Origin of the sequence: Paenibacillus thiaminolyticus (assembly GCF_007066085.1) — a bacterium.
Taxonomy (GTDB): domain Bacteria; phylum Bacillota; class Bacilli; order Paenibacillales; family Paenibacillaceae; genus Paenibacillus_B; species Paenibacillus_B thiaminolyticus.
Window position 1 is genome coordinate 4017297 of sequence record NZ_CP041405.1, and the last position, 16169, is coordinate 4033465.

Annotated in this window: 15 protein-coding genes; 14 read left to right on the top strand and 1 reads right to left on the bottom strand. The window is 53.3% G+C overall.

Annotated features, from left to right (window positions below):
* The 6 genes from trxB to FLT43_RS17955 all read left to right on the top strand — a co-directional run bounded on the left by trxB (position 1) and on the right by FLT43_RS17955 (position 5440).
* Complete coding sequence (gene trxB / locus FLT43_RS17930; RefSeq protein ID WP_087440274.1) at positions 1-963, top strand: thioredoxin-disulfide reductase; 963 nt, start codon at positions 1-3, stop codon at positions 961-963.
* A gap of 279 nt (positions 964-1242) precedes the next feature.
* The gene (locus FLT43_RS17935; RefSeq protein WP_087440273.1) at positions 1243-2193 is read left to right on the top strand and encodes an ROK family glucokinase; all 951 of its coding nucleotides are present in this window, start codon (positions 1243-1245) and stop codon (positions 2191-2193) included.
* 29 nt (positions 2194-2222) lie between these two features.
* Positions 2223-3119 carry an RNase adapter RapZ gene (gene rapZ, locus FLT43_RS17940; RefSeq protein ID WP_087440272.1) on the top strand — a complete coding sequence of 299 codons (897 nt, stop codon included), beginning with the start codon at positions 2223-2225 and terminating at the stop codon, positions 3117-3119.
* Positions 3120-3176: 57 nt separating this feature from the next.
* Positions 3177-4118, top strand: a complete 942-nt coding sequence (locus tag FLT43_RS17945) for a gluconeogenesis factor YvcK family protein (protein WP_087440301.1) — start codon at positions 3177-3179, stop codon at positions 4116-4118.
* A 7-nt stretch (positions 4119-4125) separates the two neighbouring features.
* The gene (whiA, locus tag FLT43_RS17950; RefSeq protein WP_087440271.1) at positions 4126-5058 is read left to right on the top strand and encodes a DNA-binding protein WhiA; all 933 of its coding nucleotides are present in this window, start codon (positions 4126-4128) and stop codon (positions 5056-5058) included.
* 115 nt (positions 5059-5173) lie between these two features.
* A complete protein-coding gene (locus FLT43_RS17955; protein ID WP_006678144.1) occupies positions 5174-5440 on the top strand; it encodes an HPr family phosphocarrier protein in 267 nt (88 codons plus the stop codon).
* Positions 5441-5642: 202 nt separating this feature from the next.
* On the opposite strand, the gene FLT43_RS17960 is transcribed toward FLT43_RS17955, so the two are convergent.
* Positions 5643-6143, bottom strand: a complete 501-nt coding sequence (locus FLT43_RS17960) for a hypothetical protein (protein WP_127510905.1) — start codon at positions 6141-6143, stop codon at positions 5643-5645.
* Between the two features lie 239 nt (positions 6144-6382).
* Here FLT43_RS17960 and FLT43_RS17965 point away from each other — a divergent pair, with 239 nt between their 5' ends.
* From FLT43_RS17965 to FLT43_RS18000, 8 genes are all read left to right on the top strand, one after another.
* The gene (locus FLT43_RS17965; protein WP_087440269.1) at positions 6383-7159 is read left to right on the top strand and encodes an SIMPL domain-containing protein; all 777 of its coding nucleotides are present in this window, start codon (positions 6383-6385) and stop codon (positions 7157-7159) included.
* Positions 7160-7548: 389 nt separating this feature from the next.
* Positions 7549-8520 carry an ABC transporter ATP-binding protein gene (locus FLT43_RS17970; RefSeq protein ID WP_087440268.1) on the top strand — a complete coding sequence of 324 codons (972 nt, stop codon included), beginning with the start codon at positions 7549-7551 and terminating at the stop codon, positions 8518-8520.
* Positions 8517-9368 carry an ABC transporter permease gene (locus FLT43_RS17975; protein ID WP_087440267.1) on the top strand — a complete coding sequence of 284 codons (852 nt, stop codon included), beginning with the start codon at positions 8517-8519 and terminating at the stop codon, positions 9366-9368. Before FLT43_RS17970 ends, FLT43_RS17975 begins: the two co-directional genes overlap by 4 nt.
* A complete protein-coding gene (locus FLT43_RS17980) occupies positions 9365-10183 on the top strand; it encodes an ABC transporter permease (RefSeq protein ID WP_087440266.1) in 819 nt (272 codons plus the stop codon). The genes FLT43_RS17975 and FLT43_RS17980 overlap by 4 nt, the downstream gene beginning before the upstream one ends.
* Before the next feature lie 59 nt (positions 10184-10242).
* Complete coding sequence (locus FLT43_RS17985) at positions 10243-11286, top strand: ABC transporter substrate-binding protein (protein ID WP_087440265.1); 1044 nt, start codon at positions 10243-10245, stop codon at positions 11284-11286.
* Between the two features lie 324 nt (positions 11287-11610).
* A complete protein-coding gene (locus FLT43_RS17990; RefSeq protein ID WP_244194003.1) occupies positions 11611-13824 on the top strand; it encodes a helix-turn-helix domain-containing protein in 2214 nt (737 codons plus the stop codon).
* A 355-nt stretch (positions 13825-14179) separates the two neighbouring features.
* On the top strand, positions 14180-15136 hold the full coding sequence (locus FLT43_RS17995) for an ABC transporter permease (RefSeq protein WP_087440262.1): 957 nt from the start codon (positions 14180-14182) through the stop codon (positions 15134-15136).
* A gap of 17 nt (positions 15137-15153) precedes the next feature.
* Positions 15154-16065, top strand: a complete 912-nt coding sequence (locus FLT43_RS18000) for a carbohydrate ABC transporter permease (protein WP_087440261.1) — start codon at positions 15154-15156, stop codon at positions 16063-16065.
* The last annotated feature ends 104 nt before the right edge of the window (positions 16066-16169 follow it).

Here is a 16169-nt window from a genome sequence, read left to right on the forward strand (position 1 = left end):
ATGGAGAAGAAAGTTTATAAATCGGTCGTTATCGGGACAGGACCTGCGGGTTACACGGCAGCAATCTATCTGGCGCGCGCCAATCTGAATCCGCTCGTTATTGAAGGTCCGCAGCCGGGAGGGCAGCTTACGACGACAACCGATGTAGAGAACTTCCCTGGGTTCCCGGACGGGATTATGGGCCCTGAACTGATGGAAAACATGCGCAAGCAGGCGGAGCGCTTCGGCACGACGTTCGTTACCGGCTGGGTAACGGAGATCGATACGTCGCAGCGTCCGTTCAAGCTGACGGGCGAAGGTCTGGAGGAAATCTGGGCCGAGACGCTCATTATCTCGACCGGAGCCAGCGCGAAATATTTGAACATCCCTGGAGAGCAGGATAATGTCGGCAAGGGGGTCAGCGCATGCGCTACCTGCGACGGCTTCTTCTTCCGGGGCAAAAAAATCGTCGTCATCGGCGGCGGAGACTCGGCGATGGAGGAAGCTAACTTCCTGACTCGCTTCGCATCGGAGCTGACGATCGTGCACCGCCGCGATGAGCTGCGCGCCTCCAAGATTATGCAGGATCGGGCACGCGAGAACGAGAAGATCTCCTGGGCTCTGAACCGGACGCCGCTGGAGGTGCTGGCGACGGGCATGGGCGTGACCGGCCTCAAAGTGCGCAACAACGAGACCGGCGCAGAGGAAGTCATTGAGACGGACGGCCTGTTCGTCGCGATCGGGCATAAGCCGAATACCGATTTCCTGCGCGGCAAGGTGGAGCTGAACGAGCACGGCTACGTAATCGTGAAGCCGGGTACGACGGAGACGAGCGTCCCGGGCATCTTCGCAGCCGGCGATGTGCAGGACATGAAATACCGCCAAGCGATTACTGCGGCCGGTTCCGGCTGCCAGGCAGCGCTTGACTGCGAGAAATTCCTGGAAGGCAGCATGGTGCATGACTGGAGCACGACGTTGGGGTAAGTGTTCCGCTGGCATATCCTGGATTCAGAATCAGGCTTTCCGGTACCGATAAAGTAGGTTTTTTGCAACATTTTCATCGTCGAGACGGAGCCTGCGGGCTCCGTATTTGATCTCGCTGGCGGAGCGGCTGCGCGCGTGCCGAATCGGCCCGGGAAGAGCCTTGATCGCCCCTCCGGGCAGGCGGCACACGCCTTGACCTGTTTACAGCGTTCGCGTATAGTGGGTACTGAAGTAACATACGATTAAGGATACGATTACAAGTATAAAGGTGGATGACGCATGTCTGAGCAAATCTACGTGGGTGTCGATTTGGGCGGAACGGCTATCAAGGTTGGTATTTGTGATACGGAAGGCCGGCTGCTGCAAACGTTTGAAGGTCCGACTGAAGTTGCCAAGGGCCCCGATACCGTCATAGACAACATTGAGAACTATATTCGTCGAATCGTGGAGGAGTCGCCTTACGATTGGAGCCAGGTGGCTGGAATTGGTGCAGGGGTCGCTGGGTTTACGAATGTGAAGGAAGGCGTTATCTTGTTGGCGCCCAACGTAGGCTTCAAGGATGTGCCGATTCGTGCCATATTGGAAGCGCGGCTAGGCAAGCCGGTCAAGATTGACAATGATGCCAATGTGGCCGCCTTGGGGGAAGCGTGGAGCGGTGCGGGCAAAGGCATCGATAACTGCGTCTGCTATACGCTCGGAACCGGCGTCGGCGGCGGTATTATCATCAACGGGAAGATTGTGCAAGGATTTTCCGGCATGGCCGGAGAGCTGGGCCATATCGCCGTGATTCCGGATCTGGAAGCGATTCAATGCGGCTGCGGCAAGATGGGCTGCCTGGAGACGGTATCCTCCGCAACCGGCATCATTCGCATGGCGAAGGATGCGGTAGAGCGCGGCGATCGCACGTCCCTGTCGCTGCTGGAGGACATCGCGGCGAAGGATGTGTTCGATGCGGCGAAGGCTGGGGATGAGGTTGCCGTCCGCATTATCTCGCGCGCAGCCTTCTATTTGGGCAAATCAATGGCGGCGGTCGCCGTCACCTTGAATCCGGAGCGCTTCATTATCGGCGGCGGTTTGTCGAAGGCGGGCGAGTTCTTGTTCGAGCAAATCCGCGAGACGTTCAAGAAGCTATCACCTGAACCGGTTACGCGCGGCGTATCGATCGTGCCGGCTGAGCTAGGCAATGATGCGGGTATGATTGGTGCGGCTGGATTGTTCTTGCGTTCGTAATCGGCATTGAGTAAGGGAGAGGACGAACGATGATCGAGTCAACAGAAACGGCAGCGCTTGCTAAATTAGTCATTATTACGGGGATGTCCGGGGCCGGCAAGACCATCGCGGTACAAAGCCTGGAGGATCTCGGATTTTTTTGCGTTGATAACTTGCCGCCCGTTCTGATTCCCAAATTCGCGGAGCTGATTGAGCAATCCAAAGGGAAGATCGGGAAGGTCGCACTTGTCATCGATTTGCGCGGGCGAGAGTTTTTCACGGCGTTATCGGAGTCTTTGAATTATATTAGAGAACATTATACAATTAATTGTGAAATTTTGTTCTTGGATGCGACGGATGGAGTTCTCGTCCAACGCTACAAGGAGAGCCGGCGGCGCCATCCGCTGAAGCCGAACGGCATGCCGCTGGAAGGCATCAAGATGGAGCGCAAGCTTTTGGAGGATTTGAAGGGCTGGGCCAATCAAGTGATTGACACGAGCACTCTTAAGCCGGCGCAGCTCAAAGAACGCATCGTCTCGAGATTCACGCAGGCCGATCAGAACCGCATGTCGGTCAACGTTACCTCATTCGGCTTCAAATATGGGGTTCCAATCGATGCGGATCTCATTTTTGACGTGCGGTTTCTGCCGAATCCTCATTATGTGGAGCAGCTGCGTCCGCATACCGGCCAAGATATCGAAGTCTATGACTATGTCATGAAATGGCCGGAGACGCAGACCTTTCTGAGCAAGCTGCTCGACTTGCTTCAATTTTTGCTTCCTCAATACCGCAAAGAAGGGAAGAGCCAAGTCGTCATCGGCATCGGCTGTACTGGCGGGAAGCACCGTTCCGTGGCCGTCGCGGAATATTTGGGCCGCACGATCGGTTCCAGCGAGACGGAGGTCGTTCGCGTAAGCCATCGGGATTCCGAACGCGATCGGCATTGATGGGGGGATACTGAAGTGCGGATAGGAGAAGAGAGCGAGTTGCCGCGCATCGTCGTTATGGGCGGCGGTACGGGACTGTCTGTCATGCTGCGCGGCCTGAAGGAGAAGCCGTTGGATATTACGGCTATCGTAACGGTCGCCGATGACGGGGGGAGTTCCGGTATTTTGCGCCAGGAACTGCAGATGCCGCCGCCGGGGGATATTCGCAACGTCTTGACGGCGTTGGCGGATGTGGAGCCCTCGTTGTCAGAGATGCTGAAATACCGGTTCCCGAATGGAACCGGCCTGGCTGGGCACAGCCTTGGGAATCTCATCCTAGCGGCCATGACGGATATAACGGGCGACTTCGTCGCGGGCATCCGTGAATTAAGCCGGGTACTGGCCGTTCGCGGGCGCGTGCTGCCGGCCGCCAATCAGGCAATTGTGCTGAATGCGGAGATGACCGACGGCACCATCGTGGAGGGCGAGTCTGCGATACCGCAGGCAGGCCAGCGCATCAAGCGGGTCTTCTTCGAGCCTGCGCAGGTGGAGGCGCTTCCTGAGGCCGTGCATGCGCTGCAGGAGGCGGATGCGATCCTGGTCGGTCCGGGAAGTCTATATACGAGTATTATCCCGACGCTGCTTGTCCCGAAGCTGGCACAAGCGGTCAAGGAGTCGGACGCCGTCAAAATCTTCGTCTGCAACGTCATGACGCAGCCGGGAGAGACGGATAATTACAAGGTCAGTGACCATCTCGAAGCCATCCAGCAGCATGTAGGCGAGCATCTCTTCGATTATGTCATCGTCAATGATGGAGAGATCCCGCCGCAAGTGCAGGACCGCTACGCCGAGCAGGGGGCGCGTGCAGTGCATTTGGATTTGGATGAAGTGACGAAGAGAGGTTACAAGGTGATCGCCGATTCCCTCGTATTGTTCCGCACGTATTTGCGGCATGATGCGGAAAAGCTGAGCCATCACATTTATCAGCTGGTGGAGAATTGGATGTTACGAAAGAGGTGAGCGGAGAATGTCCTTTGCAGCGCAGACGAAAAAGGAATTGACGTTAATTGAGTCCGATGCATGCTGTGAACGGGCAGAATTGGCAGCGTTAATGCGCATGAACGGCTCCGTCCAGCTCTCTTCGAACCGCAAGGTCATTCTGGATGTTTCGACGGAGAACGCGGCGATTGCCCGCCGGATATACACGTTCATCAAAAGGTTCTATCAGGTGCATACGGAATTGCTGGTGCGTAAAAAAATGCGCTTGAAGAAAAATAATGTGTATATCGTCCGCATTCCTTCCCAGGTGCAGGAGATTCTGCATGATCTGCATATCGTAGCCGAAGGGTTCCAGTTCACCGATGGAATAGATAAGCGGATTATCGTGAACAATTGCTGTAAACGGGCTTATTTGCGGGGGGCGTTTCTTGCCGGCGGATCGGTTAACAATCCGGAGGGATCCTCTTACCATCTCGAGATTTCATCGATGTACGAAGAGCATTGCAAGGCAATTGTTGAATTGGCCAATGAATTCCGGCTCAATGCCAGGTTCATCGAACGCAAAAAAGGGTTCGTGCTGTACATTAAAGAAGGCGAGAAGATCATTGAGTTCCTCAATATTATCGGCGCGCATCAGGCGTTGTTCAAGTTCGAAGACGTCCGGATCATGCGGGATATGCGGAACTCCGTGAACCGGATTGTCAACTGCGAGACGGCGAATCTGAACAAGACGATTGGCGCGGCCGTGCGCCAGATCGAGAATATCCGCCTGATCGAGAAGGAGATTGGACTGGAACAGCTTCCAGACAAGCTCCGGGAAGTGGCGGAGGTGCGTCTGGCTCATCCCGATCTGAATCTGAAGGAAGTCGGTGAGATGCTCAAGGGGAAGGTCAGCAAGTCCGGAGTCAATCACCGGCTGCGGAAAATTGATGAAATGGCTGAAAGAATAAGAAACGGATGAATTTTATTCCTAGTGCACCATCGTTTAAAATGCTATAATGTGATAAACTGAAGAAAATGGCGTAAACGTGAATTGATTAGTAAACTATACAGGAAATGTAGGGGGTATGATCCGCATGGCTCAACAACCAGTTGTGGTACGTTTGAAGACAGGATTGCATGCACGACCGGCGGCCTTGTTCGTTCAAGAAGCGAATAAATATTCTTCGGATATCTTCGTGGAAAAGGAAGATAAAAAAGTAAATGCGAAGAGCATTATGGGGATCATGAGTCTTGCAATCGGCTCAGGCACGTCCATTACCATTACGGCGGACGGCGCGGACGCAGAACAGGCTGTAAGCGCTTTAGTATCCTTGGTCAGCAAGGAAGAGTTGGAAAACTAATTGGACCTGCATGCCGGCTGAAGGCAGAAGGCAGATAATACAGGAGGGGCGGCGAAGTGACTGCCGCCTATTTCCATACCGAGTGTCAGGCGAGCCCGGCGCCTCTATGCAGGCGCTGGGCTCGCCTGCCCTTATTCCTGGGACTGGAATCAAGACAGGACCTGAGCATGACGCTCAGGTCCTGTGTCATACATGCCAGGGCTTACCATTGGCTGAATACATCGGCGGTGCCCTTCACATTGCCCCGGATGCGGATACGATACCTCTCGCCATCCTTGATTCCCTTGAAGGCGACTTCGTCCGCGGTCCAGCCGACATACCCCGTCTTGGTGTCTTCCCTAATCCAGCCGGACCATGGATAATACCGTTCCAGCTCGACATCGAATTCGGTGTTGTTCCCAGTATTTTTTTCCGTGGTGAGATAGACCAAAATATTTTTGCGGTGGCTGTCCTTGGGAATATCGATATCGTTCGGAATCTGATAGTGGGCCGTCGTCTGGAAGCTGGCGGTCCAGTGGTAGATGGCCGTGCCGTTAAAAGGAACCACGTTCTTTATGTAGATCTGGGAGCTCCCGCGTTCAGGTACATTCTGTTGATTCAACTCGTGTTGGCCGGAACCTTGCGCGAACAAGGTAGCGGGGGAAAGGAGACTGACTGCCATAGCGATGATGGCGACACGTTTCATCCATTTACGTGCAAACAACAGAAATTCCCTCCTTTTTCAACATATAGGATAATTACAAGTAGAATGTAACACAAGTTACATCAAATGACAATGAAAATCAGGTAACCGATCGATTCGAACAGCAGCGGCTCGTATGAAGGACGCACAGGCTGCCGGAAAATAATTCATGCGTTAGGTGCAACATATTTGGTGATCCCCTCGTTTAAATCGTAAGCAAGTTGATAATCTTACCAGTATGAGCGATGGAGGGGTATAGGATGATGAATGGAAACTCACATGGACGGAACTGGCGGCGGACGGCGGTGGCAGCCGTCGTCGTCGGCACATTGCTGTTCGGCGCATGGGGAGCTGCAGCTCCACAGTCGGTACAAGCGGCAGGGGAGGCTTCGATCATGGACAAAAACACGATTACGGTTATGGGACAAGGCGAATTGGAGGTTACGCCGGATATTGCTTATGTCGATATCGTCACGGAATCGAAGGCGGATACGGCGGCGCAAGCCCAAAAGCTGAATGCCGCGGCATTCGACAAGGCGAAGCAGGTGTTGACCAAATACGGAATTGCGGATACCCAAGTGAAAACGACTGATTTTTCCGTCAATCCGGTCTATAAATATGCGGAGAACAGCGAACCGAAGGTTGTCGGTTATGAAGCCCGCCACGCCGTTCGCGTCGCGTACCGCGACCTCGCGAAGCTGGGCAATCTGGTAGATGCGGTGGCCGGAGCCGATTCGACACGGGTGCAGCAGATTCAATTCGATATCGAGAAGCGCGACGCCTTCGAATCTCAAGTGCTTGAAAAGGCTGTGAAGCATGCGGCGAGCAAGGCGGGTGCGCTGGCCAAGGCAGCCAATCGCCAGGTCGGACCGGCGCTTACGATAGTGGAATCCGGCGCGGACTGGCAGCCGGTGCGGGTCATGAGCGAGAAGCTGTCGATGATGAACGCTTCCGCCGCTGACGCTGCCGGCTCGGCTCCTCAGGGCGGCCAGGTGAAGCTGCGTGCGCAAGTGCAGGTTCTGTTCGAAATGAAATAAGAGCCTAAGAGACGAAGGTCCCTTCCCGGCGCCGCGAAGATTCGCGGACGGGCGAGGGGCCTTTGCGCGTGGTTACAAAAATGTGGGTGGGAGCCCTTTAGATGGATGAAATGAGTCAATCCATTGAAGATGAATGTATGCAATTGTCGAAATTACGTAAAAATAGTTGTATCACTAAGCAAAACGATGTATATTGAATATGCAAAAACGCCAACGTGAACGAACGGGAAGCCATACCAACGGATATGGCTTTTTTTGCTTAATGGATAAGGGGACAAGGTATGCGCATATGCATTCTTATCGCATGATTATCCGGTATTCGCGGCGGCGTCGTCCCGACCGGAGCGGCTTGCCGTATCCCGTGGATAGGCTGACGATATAAGGGGTTGATGCTCTTGATACAACTGGTAAATGTGGAGAAACACTTTGCCGGGCAACCCGTAGTACATCCTTTGTCGCTCACGATTGATGAGGGAGAATTTCTAACGCTGCTCGGCCCAAGTGGTTGTGGCAAGACCACGATTTTGCGTATGATTGCCGGCTTCGAGCTGCCTACGGCAGGCGAGATTCGGTTGGACGGCGTGAACGTGACGCAATTGCCTCCGAATAAACGGGATCTGAATCTCGTATTCCAGCATTACGCTCTGTTCCCCCATATGACGGTGGAGCAAAATATTCAATTCGGTCTAAAAATGAAAAAAATTCCGCAAGCGGAACAGCGTGAGCGCATCGCTGAAGCGATCCGGCTCACACAGCTGACTCCGCTCGCTGCGCGATATCCGCATCAGCTGTCCGGCGGTCAGCAGCAGCGTGTCGCCATTGCGCGGGCGATCGCCAACAAGCCGAAGGTGCTGCTTCTGGATGAGCCGCTCGGCGCGCTTGACTTGCAGCTCCGCAAAAACCTGCAGGGCGAATTGAAGCAGCTGCAGCGGAATTTGGGAATTACGTTTGTCTATGTTACTCATGATCAGGAAGAAGCAATGATGATGTCCGACCGGATCGTCATCATGAACAACGGCCGCGTCGAACAGGTGGGCTCGCCTAAAGAAATTTACGAACGCCCGGAGACGTTGTTTGCAGCTACGTTCGTCGGTGAGAACAATGTCTTCCATGAAGACAATATGTTCACCGTCCGTCCGGAGAAGATTCGTATCTCGGAGGAGACGGAAGGCGTGCGCAAGGCGGGAATTATACAGGATATTGTCTATTTAGGGAATATTCATAAATTGATTGTTCATATGGAAAATGAACAGACTACGGTGACAGCGGTGCTTGATTTTACGGACACCCGTTCATGGCAGATCGGACAACGTGTCGGCGTTCATTGGAACGCGGGAGACGAGGTGATTATCGGCCCATGAGACGCTCCTTCGGCATCATTGCGCCGGTCGTGTTGTGGCTGACGATATTTCTCGTCGTGCCGATGCTCGCGGTATTCGCCGTATCCTTCATGCAACGCGACGAGTTGGGCAATGTCATATTTACGTTTACGCTGGAACATTATGCCCGCTTTTTTGACCCGCTCTACTTGGGCATTTACTGGGATACGCTATGGCTCTCGATTGTGACGACAGCGATCTGCCTGCTGCTCGCTTACCCGCTGGCCTATTACATTTCCCAGGCGAGCCCGGGGCGGCAGAAGATGTGGCTCATTCTCATTACGGTTCCTTTCTGGATCAACTTCTTGATCCGCGCTTATGCCTGGGTGCTGCTGCTGCGGACGCAGGGTATCGTGAACCAGGTGCTGCTGGATGTCGGATGGATTCAAGAGCCGCTCCAGATGCTGTATACCAAAGGAGCCGTGCTGCTCGGGATGGTGTATACGTTCATCCCGTTCATGGTGCTGCCCATTTATGTCGCTCTGGAGCAAATGGATAAGCGGCTGCTGGAAGCGGCCAGCGATCTTGGTGCAGGCCGCTGGAGCGCATTCTGGCATATTACGCTGCCGCAGACCAAGTCGGGAATTATGACCGGAAGCGTGCTGGTCTTCGTCACGACGACAGGCATGTTCGTGGTCACCGATATTTTGGGCGGCGCCAAGGCGCAAATGCTGAGCAATATTATTCAGAACCAGTTCCTTGGGGCGCGCAACTGGCCGTTCGGCTCTGCCTTGTCAGTGGTGTTCGTCATCAGCGCCTTGATTATTATCGGATTGTTCCAGTGGGCGATCCGATCCAAATATGAGGCATCGAAGGAGGCGAGGGCATGAAGACAGCATCCGCATCGAAGCAGCATCCGCTGTTGGCTTGCCACTCGTTCCTGCTGCTTCTGTTCATTTACATTCCGATCATATTGATTATGATCTTTTCATTTAATGATTCGCGGCTGAATGCAAGCTGGAGCGGATTTACCTTCAAATGGTACGGGTCTTTGTTCCAGAACCGGCAGGTGATGGAGGCGCTGAGCAACAGCGTTATTATCGCGCTCGTTTCGACGGTGTTATCCACGGTATTCGGCACGATGGCAGCGCTTGCGATGCGGCGCATGCTGAGCCGAATGAAAAAAGGAATCGCCGGCTTGCTCTACTTGCCGATCATCGTGCCGGACATCATTATGGGGCTGTCGCTGCTCGTGCTGTTCAGCCAGCTGAATATGCCGCTCGGCAAGACGACGGTCATCGTCGCGCATATTACGTTCAGTATCTCGTATGTATATGTCATCGTCTCCTCGCGGCTCGCGAATATGGGCGGACAGCTGGAAGAGGCGGCTTCGGATCTGGGAGCGACGCCGTGGCAGACGTTCCGCTTTGTCACCTTGCCGTCGATATGGCCGGGGATTATCGCGGGGGCGCTGATTGCCTTTACGCTGTCGATCGACGACTTCCTGATCAGCTTTTTCGTGGCGGGACCGAACTCGACGACGCTGCCGATCTATATTTACGGCTCGGTCAAGCGCGGCATTTCGCCGGAGATTAATGCGCTGTGCACACTGCTTATTTTGCTAAGCGTCGGGCTGATTGTGCTGGCGCAATGGATGCTGAACCGCGGCAACGGCGAGAAGAAAAGTTCGATGCTGCCGTTTTGAACGAAATCATATTGAAATCAAACATTGGGATCCTGCGGATCAGAGAGGGGTAGAAAGAATTGAAAAAAATGAAATGGTTCGCTGCCGTATTGGCGGGAATGCTGACAATCTCCGCGTTGGCCGGATGCTCTTCGAGCAAAGACACGTTGAATTTGTATACGTGGGCGGATAATTTCAATCCAGAGATGATTGAGAAGTTCGAAGCAGAGAACAACGTCAAGGTAAATATGGCGGTGTTCGCGAACAATGAGGAGCTTCTGGCCAAGATCAAGGCCGGCGGAGCAAACTATGATCTCATACAGCCATCGGATTATATGGTGGCCAGCATGATTAAGCAGGATTTGCTTGAGACGATCAACAAGGATAACATTCCGAACTTCCAATACGTAGTAGACCGTTTCAAAAATCCGGAATATGACCCGAATAGCGAGCATTCTATTATTTATATGTGGGGCGTAACGGGCATTGCATATAATAAGAAGCATATTGCCGAAGCGCCGACAAGCTGGGCCGATCTATGGAAGGACGAGTATAAGGGCAAAGTGCTGCTGCTGGACGACAATCGCGAGATTATCGGGATGGCGCTCAAAAAAGCGGGCAAATCGAACAGCGCGGATAACGAGGCCGACATCAATGCGGCTGCGGACGACCTGCGGAAGCTGGTGCCGAATGTGGTCGCTTTCGATACCGACAACATCAAGCAGAAGATGATCCAGGAAGAGGGCTGGATCGGGACGGTATGGTCCGGCGACGCGGCCTTCATCGCGGAGGAGAATCCGGATATTGCCTATGTCGTTCCGCAGGAAGGCAGCACGATCTTCGCGGACACCTACGCCATCCCTAAGGGAGCCAAGAACAAGGAATTGGCCGAGAAATTCATCAACTTCATGCTTGATCCGGAGAACAGCGCGAAGAACTATGAGTTCGTTGGCTACAGCAACCCGGTTATGAAGGCGAAGGAATTCCACAGCGAGGAATATTTGAATAATCCGATGATCAACCTGACGGATGAAGAGCTTGGGCGCACGGAGTGGCTGCTCGATGTCGGCAAGTCGATTCAATTGTATGACCGCCTGTGGACGGAGCTGAAGAGCGGCCGATAAGGCCATAAGCTGGTATATCTAATCGAAAATCGTTGCAAGATTTCAACTCTATTTCTATAGCACTGTCCGGAATTTTATTCCGAACGGTGCTTTTTTTATACCTGCATAAAGGGGATGTGGTCGTAAATTGTCGAAAAAGATATAAAAATGATATACCATATGATATAATATAAAAACGCTTACAGACGAAAAAAGTCTCATTCTGCAAATTGTCAATTTGATAGTAGGGGGCCATAGGGAATGCGATGGAATCATTTTAAATCCAAGCTTTTGTTTAAATATATACTGTCGTATTTATCGATTTTTTTGGTGCCCTTGATTGTGATGACATTTATTATTTATCAAAACGCTGTCAATAACTTGCGATCCGAGATCGAGCAATCCAGCATCAGTCAATTGGAGCAGGCGAAGCGGAATATTGATGGCCGGATGAAGGAGCTAGAGGAGATCGCGGCCCGGATCAGCTTCGACAGCAAGCTGACTCCTTATATGGTGCGCCACGACTATTATGGCGGGGAAGCGATTGATGCGCTGGATAAGTATAAAGCCAACAGCTCGATAGTGAATGAGATGTTTTTATATTTTCATGGTGATGACGTGCTCTACTCCTCCCGGGGAATGATGTCGGTCGACACGATGTTCGACTTTGTGTACGACTTCTCCAACTGGAACAAGAATACGTTCGTACGGGACTTGAACGCCGTGAAGGTGCCGACGATGCGCCCGACCGAGCAGGTGACCGTGAACCGCCACGGCCAGAACCGGATGCTGGCTTATCTGGTGCCGATTCCGACGAATCAGGGCTACAAGCATGGCACCGTCACCTACTTGATTGAAGAGTCGATGCTGACGGGGATGATGGAGTCCGTTCTGAGCAATTTCCAGGGCAATGCCTATATCTTCGATCAGGATGGCCGGGTGCTGGCGGCCGCCAGTCATGGCGGCGAGATGGAGGAGGAGGCGGTGAGGCGGCTTGCCGCCGTAGAGGCAGGCATTCATACGGAGCAGCTCGGTGAAGTGCAGCAATCCGTCGTCGCCGTCAAGTCGGACTCCAACGGCTGGACTTATGTCACCGCGATGCCGTCGAAGCAGTTCTTCGGCCGCGTCGTTCATATCCAGACCTTTATTTTGATGATCTTCGCGGTCACGATTCTGTTCGGCTCGATGCTGGCCATCCTACTCGCTAAGCGGCAGTACCACCCGATTCGCGATCTTCTCGAATTCGCCAATCTGAAGCGCGGGACTGATGAAGCGGCGGAGGACGGCAGCAATGGAAAGTCGGAGCTGGAATGGATTCGGGAGACGCTGCTGTCTTATCGGAACCAGGTGGATCTGCAGGAGCCGTATGCCCGGAATCAGTACTTGCTGACGCTGCTGAAGCGCGGCGCCCCGAGCCGGGAGGATGCGGAGGAAATGCTGCAGCAATTAGGGATTGTCCTCTCGGGCAGGAGCATGTTTGTTATTATTATAGCATGGGAATATATGGTAGATCGGGCATCTTCCGCGCAGGAACGGGAAGCGTTCGTGCAGCAGTTTACGGAGTTCGGACTGGCGAGAGGGAGGGCCATGGCCTATGGCGTCGAGCTGTCCCACACCGAGCAGCTGGCGCTCCTTGTCAGCATGGAGGCGGGGGCGGAAGCGGATGATGAGTCGCGCATGGAGGCCATCGTAGAAGATGTGCACCAGCTTGTCGAGGAGCATATGACCGCTATTCCGACGATGGGCATCGGCAGCTTGTACACGAGTCCCGAACAGCTTAACCAATCTTATATTGAAGCCGCATCGGCGCTGGAGTACCGGATCGTGAACGGCAAGGGCAGCGTCACGTTCTTCTCGAATCTGACCTATGAGCAGGATCAGAACTTCTGGATCGCTAAAGATTCTCTCATCAAGCTGACCCAGAGCTTGAAGCAGGGCAATGCGACGGTGGCAGTCGACACGATCGGAGCGGTGTTCCGGAAGCTGCAACAGCAAGAGCCGGCGATCCCGCTGCTGCGGTGCATGTGCTTCGATGTCCTGAATACGGTGCTGAAGACTGCCTCTGAGCTGGGCTTGACGGAGACGGCGCAGCAGGTACCCGATCTGGCGAAGTTCGAGACGCTGGAGCAGCTGGAGGCGAAGCTGTGCGAGCTGGTTGTCTATATTTGCAGCCAAGTGGAGCATCAGGAAGAGTCGGAGCAGCGCTCGTTGACCGACGAGGTCGTAACTTATATCTCGGAGCATTATTGCGAATATGATCTGAGTCTGGAGAAGCTGGCCGAGATGTACCGGGTATCCGTCTCTTATTTGAGCCGGTCCATTAAGGAGAAGACCGGGCATACGTTCTCGCAGCATGTGTGGCAGCTCCGCATGGATGAAGTGATCCGCCATCTGAAGAGCGGCAACGAACCGCTCAAAGATATTATTATCCGGGTCGGTTATATGGATGTGCCGAATTTTATCCGCAAGTTCAAGAAAGAAACTGGACATACGCCGGGACAATACCGGAAGCTGTACGGAACCGGAGGCCATTCATCCGCGATTGAGGAGCAGCGATGAGAGCGGCAGGCATTTTCTCTGCAAGGAGAGAGTGGCTGCCGTTTTTGCTTGCCAAGCAAGGGGATATGTCGATTTTGCGATGCCAACGATCACATCAAAAATGACCAATTGTCTCTCGATGGCCAATACGGGAATGACAGCGCTTTATAAGGAAAAGACTTCTTCTAGGCCAGCCGAGGATGTAGAAATTGACAGTGCGGAATCGACATATTTACGGCCTGATGGCCTGATGGCTACAATTTTACATGTAAGCGTTAGCAAGGCGCGAGGCAGCCGAGCTGACCGCGCACAACCTCGCGCACAACCTATAGACATCAAGAGTATTGCTATCAATTGAGAGGAGGGAGTGGAGACGATGCAAGGAAACGCAGACAGCGCTCTCACGATGAACATGCCGGCCGCCAAAAAGAAATCGGTATGGAAGCGCATGGCGCAAACTTGGGAATTGTATCTTTTTATCGCCCCTGCATTTCTTTATTTTCTTATCTTCCACTACGGTCCCATGTATGGGATTCAAATCGCGTTTAAAAACTTTATTCCGGCCAAGGGGATTACAGGAAGCCCTTGGGTAGGGTTTGATCATTTTGAGCGGTTTTTTAATTCCTACTATTTCTGGGATCTGCTGTGGAACACGCTCAGCATCAGCTTGTACGAGCTGGCGATTGGGTTTCCGCTTCCCATCATTCTTGCCTTGGCATTCAATGAAGTCAAAGACGGCTTCTTCAAGCGAACCGTGCAAACGGTTACCTACGCGCCGCATTTTATCTCCGTCGTCGTTATGGCCGGTATTATCATTACGTTCTTGTCGCCATCGACGGGGATTCTTGTACACATCATCGAATTTCTGGGCTTCGAGCCTGCCGCCTTCCTGACGGACCCGAGATGGTTCAAGACGGTCTACGTCCTGTCCGGCGTATGGCAGAGCACCGGGTGGGGCACTATCATCTACCTGGCGGCGCTCTCCGGCGTCGATCCGCAGCTCCATGAGGCCGCGATTATGGATGGCGCCAGCCGCTGGCAGCGCATCTGGAATATCAATATTCCGACCATCGTGCCGACGATTACCATCTTGTTGATTCTGAACATGGGCAGCATTCTCGGCGTAGGCTTCGAGAAAATCTTGCTCCTCCAGAACCCGCTCAACATGGAAGCATCGGACGTCATCTCCACCTTCGTCTATCGTTCGGGTCTAGTCGATGCCCAGTACAGCTTCTCCACCGCTGTCGGCTTGTTCAACTCGGTGGTTAACGCTATCTTGCTCATTACAGTCAACCAAATCGCGCGCCGCACAAGCGAAACGAGCTTGTGGTAGGAAGGAGGAAGCAGCAGATGGCTTCTGTCGTGAAAGAAACGAGAGCGGATAAAGTGTTTATCTTTTGCAACTATATCTATCTGATACTGGCATTCATTGTCGTCGCCTATCCGATTATTTATATCATCAGCGCATCCATCAGTGATCCGAAGCTGGTCAACTCGGGAGAGATGTGGTTGTTCCCAAAAGGGATTACGTTCGAAGGGTATGCGCGGGTATTCGATAACGCCAAAATCTGGTCCGGGTATAAAAACACGATTATTTATACGGTTGTCGGCACCTTGGTCAACCTTATCGTGACCTTGCCCGCGGCGTACGCCTTGAGCCGCAAAGATTTCGTCGGACGCAACTTCTTCATGGCCATGTTCATGGTGACGATGTTCTTCGGCGGCGGGCTGGTTCCCGGTTACTTGCTCGTCAAAAACCTGGGCCTGATCAACAGCATGTGGGCGCTGATTCTGCCGGGTGCGGCATCGGTGTGGAATATTATTGTCGCCCGGACGTTCTTCCAGTCCACGATACCGAATGAGCTTCAGGAGGCCGCTCAGATTGACGGCTGCACCAATATGAGGCTGTTCATCAAAATTGTGCTTCCGCTGTCGGCGCCGATTATTGCGGTCATGGCCCTGTTCTACGGGGTAGGCCACTGGAACAGTTACTTTGGAGCCTTGATTTATTTGAACGAAGAAGCGAAGTATCCGCTGCAGATGATTCTGCGCCAGATTCTCGTCTTGCAGGAGATGTCGGCCGAGACCACCGGCGCGGCTGTTAACAGCTCAGTCGCCGCTGCGCTGAACAATAAGGCGGAGGTCGCTTCTCTCATCAAATATGCCGTCATTATCGTCTCGACCTTGCCGGTCATCGTCGTCTATCCGTTCCTGCAGCGCTACTTCGTGCAAGGCGTCATGATTGGTTCGGTCAAAGGCTGATGTTCAACGCGTCAGCCGTCCGCTTCCTCTTCATCGGATAATAACGAAGACTACCAGTCTTTGCTTATTATATGTGCTTCACCCGGTAACGTATAATGAACACA

What these genes read in the sequence shown, in the direction of transcription:
- trxB (WP_087440274.1), top strand. Translation starts at nt 1, where the DNA reads ATGGAGAAGAAAGTTTATAAATCGGTCGTTATCGGGACAGGACCTGCG.
- FLT43_RS17965 (WP_087440269.1), top strand. Translation starts at nt 6,383, where the DNA reads ATGATGAATGGAAACTCACATGGACGGAACTGGCGGCGGACGGCGGTG.
- whiA (WP_087440271.1), top strand. Translation starts at nt 4,126, where the DNA reads ATGTCCTTTGCAGCGCAGACGAAAAAGGAATTGACGTTAATTGAGTCC.
- FLT43_RS17970 (WP_087440268.1), top strand. Translation starts at nt 7,549, where the DNA reads ATGCTCTTGATACAACTGGTAAATGTGGAGAAACACTTTGCCGGGCAA.
- FLT43_RS17945 (WP_087440301.1), top strand. Translation starts at nt 3,177, where the DNA reads ATGGGCGGCGGTACGGGACTGTCTGTCATGCTGCGCGGCCTGAAGGAG.
- FLT43_RS17935 (WP_087440273.1), top strand. Translation starts at nt 1,243, where the DNA reads ATGTCTGAGCAAATCTACGTGGGTGTCGATTTGGGCGGAACGGCTATC.
- FLT43_RS17995 (WP_087440262.1), top strand. Translation starts at nt 14,180, where the DNA reads ATGCAAGGAAACGCAGACAGCGCTCTCACGATGAACATGCCGGCCGCC.
- FLT43_RS18000 (WP_087440261.1), top strand. Translation starts at nt 15,154, where the DNA reads ATGGCTTCTGTCGTGAAAGAAACGAGAGCGGATAAAGTGTTTATCTTT.
- FLT43_RS17990 (WP_244194003.1), top strand. Translation starts at nt 11,611, where the DNA reads ATGACATTTATTATTTATCAAAACGCTGTCAATAACTTGCGATCCGAG.
- FLT43_RS17980 (WP_087440266.1), top strand. Translation starts at nt 9,365, where the DNA reads ATGAAGACAGCATCCGCATCGAAGCAGCATCCGCTGTTGGCTTGCCAC.
- FLT43_RS17975 (WP_087440267.1), top strand. Translation starts at nt 8,517, where the DNA reads ATGAGACGCTCCTTCGGCATCATTGCGCCGGTCGTGTTGTGGCTGACG.
- rapZ (WP_087440272.1), top strand. Translation starts at nt 2,223, where the DNA reads ATGATCGAGTCAACAGAAACGGCAGCGCTTGCTAAATTAGTCATTATT.
- FLT43_RS17955 (WP_006678144.1), top strand. Translation starts at nt 5,174, where the DNA reads ATGGCTCAACAACCAGTTGTGGTACGTTTGAAGACAGGATTGCATGCA.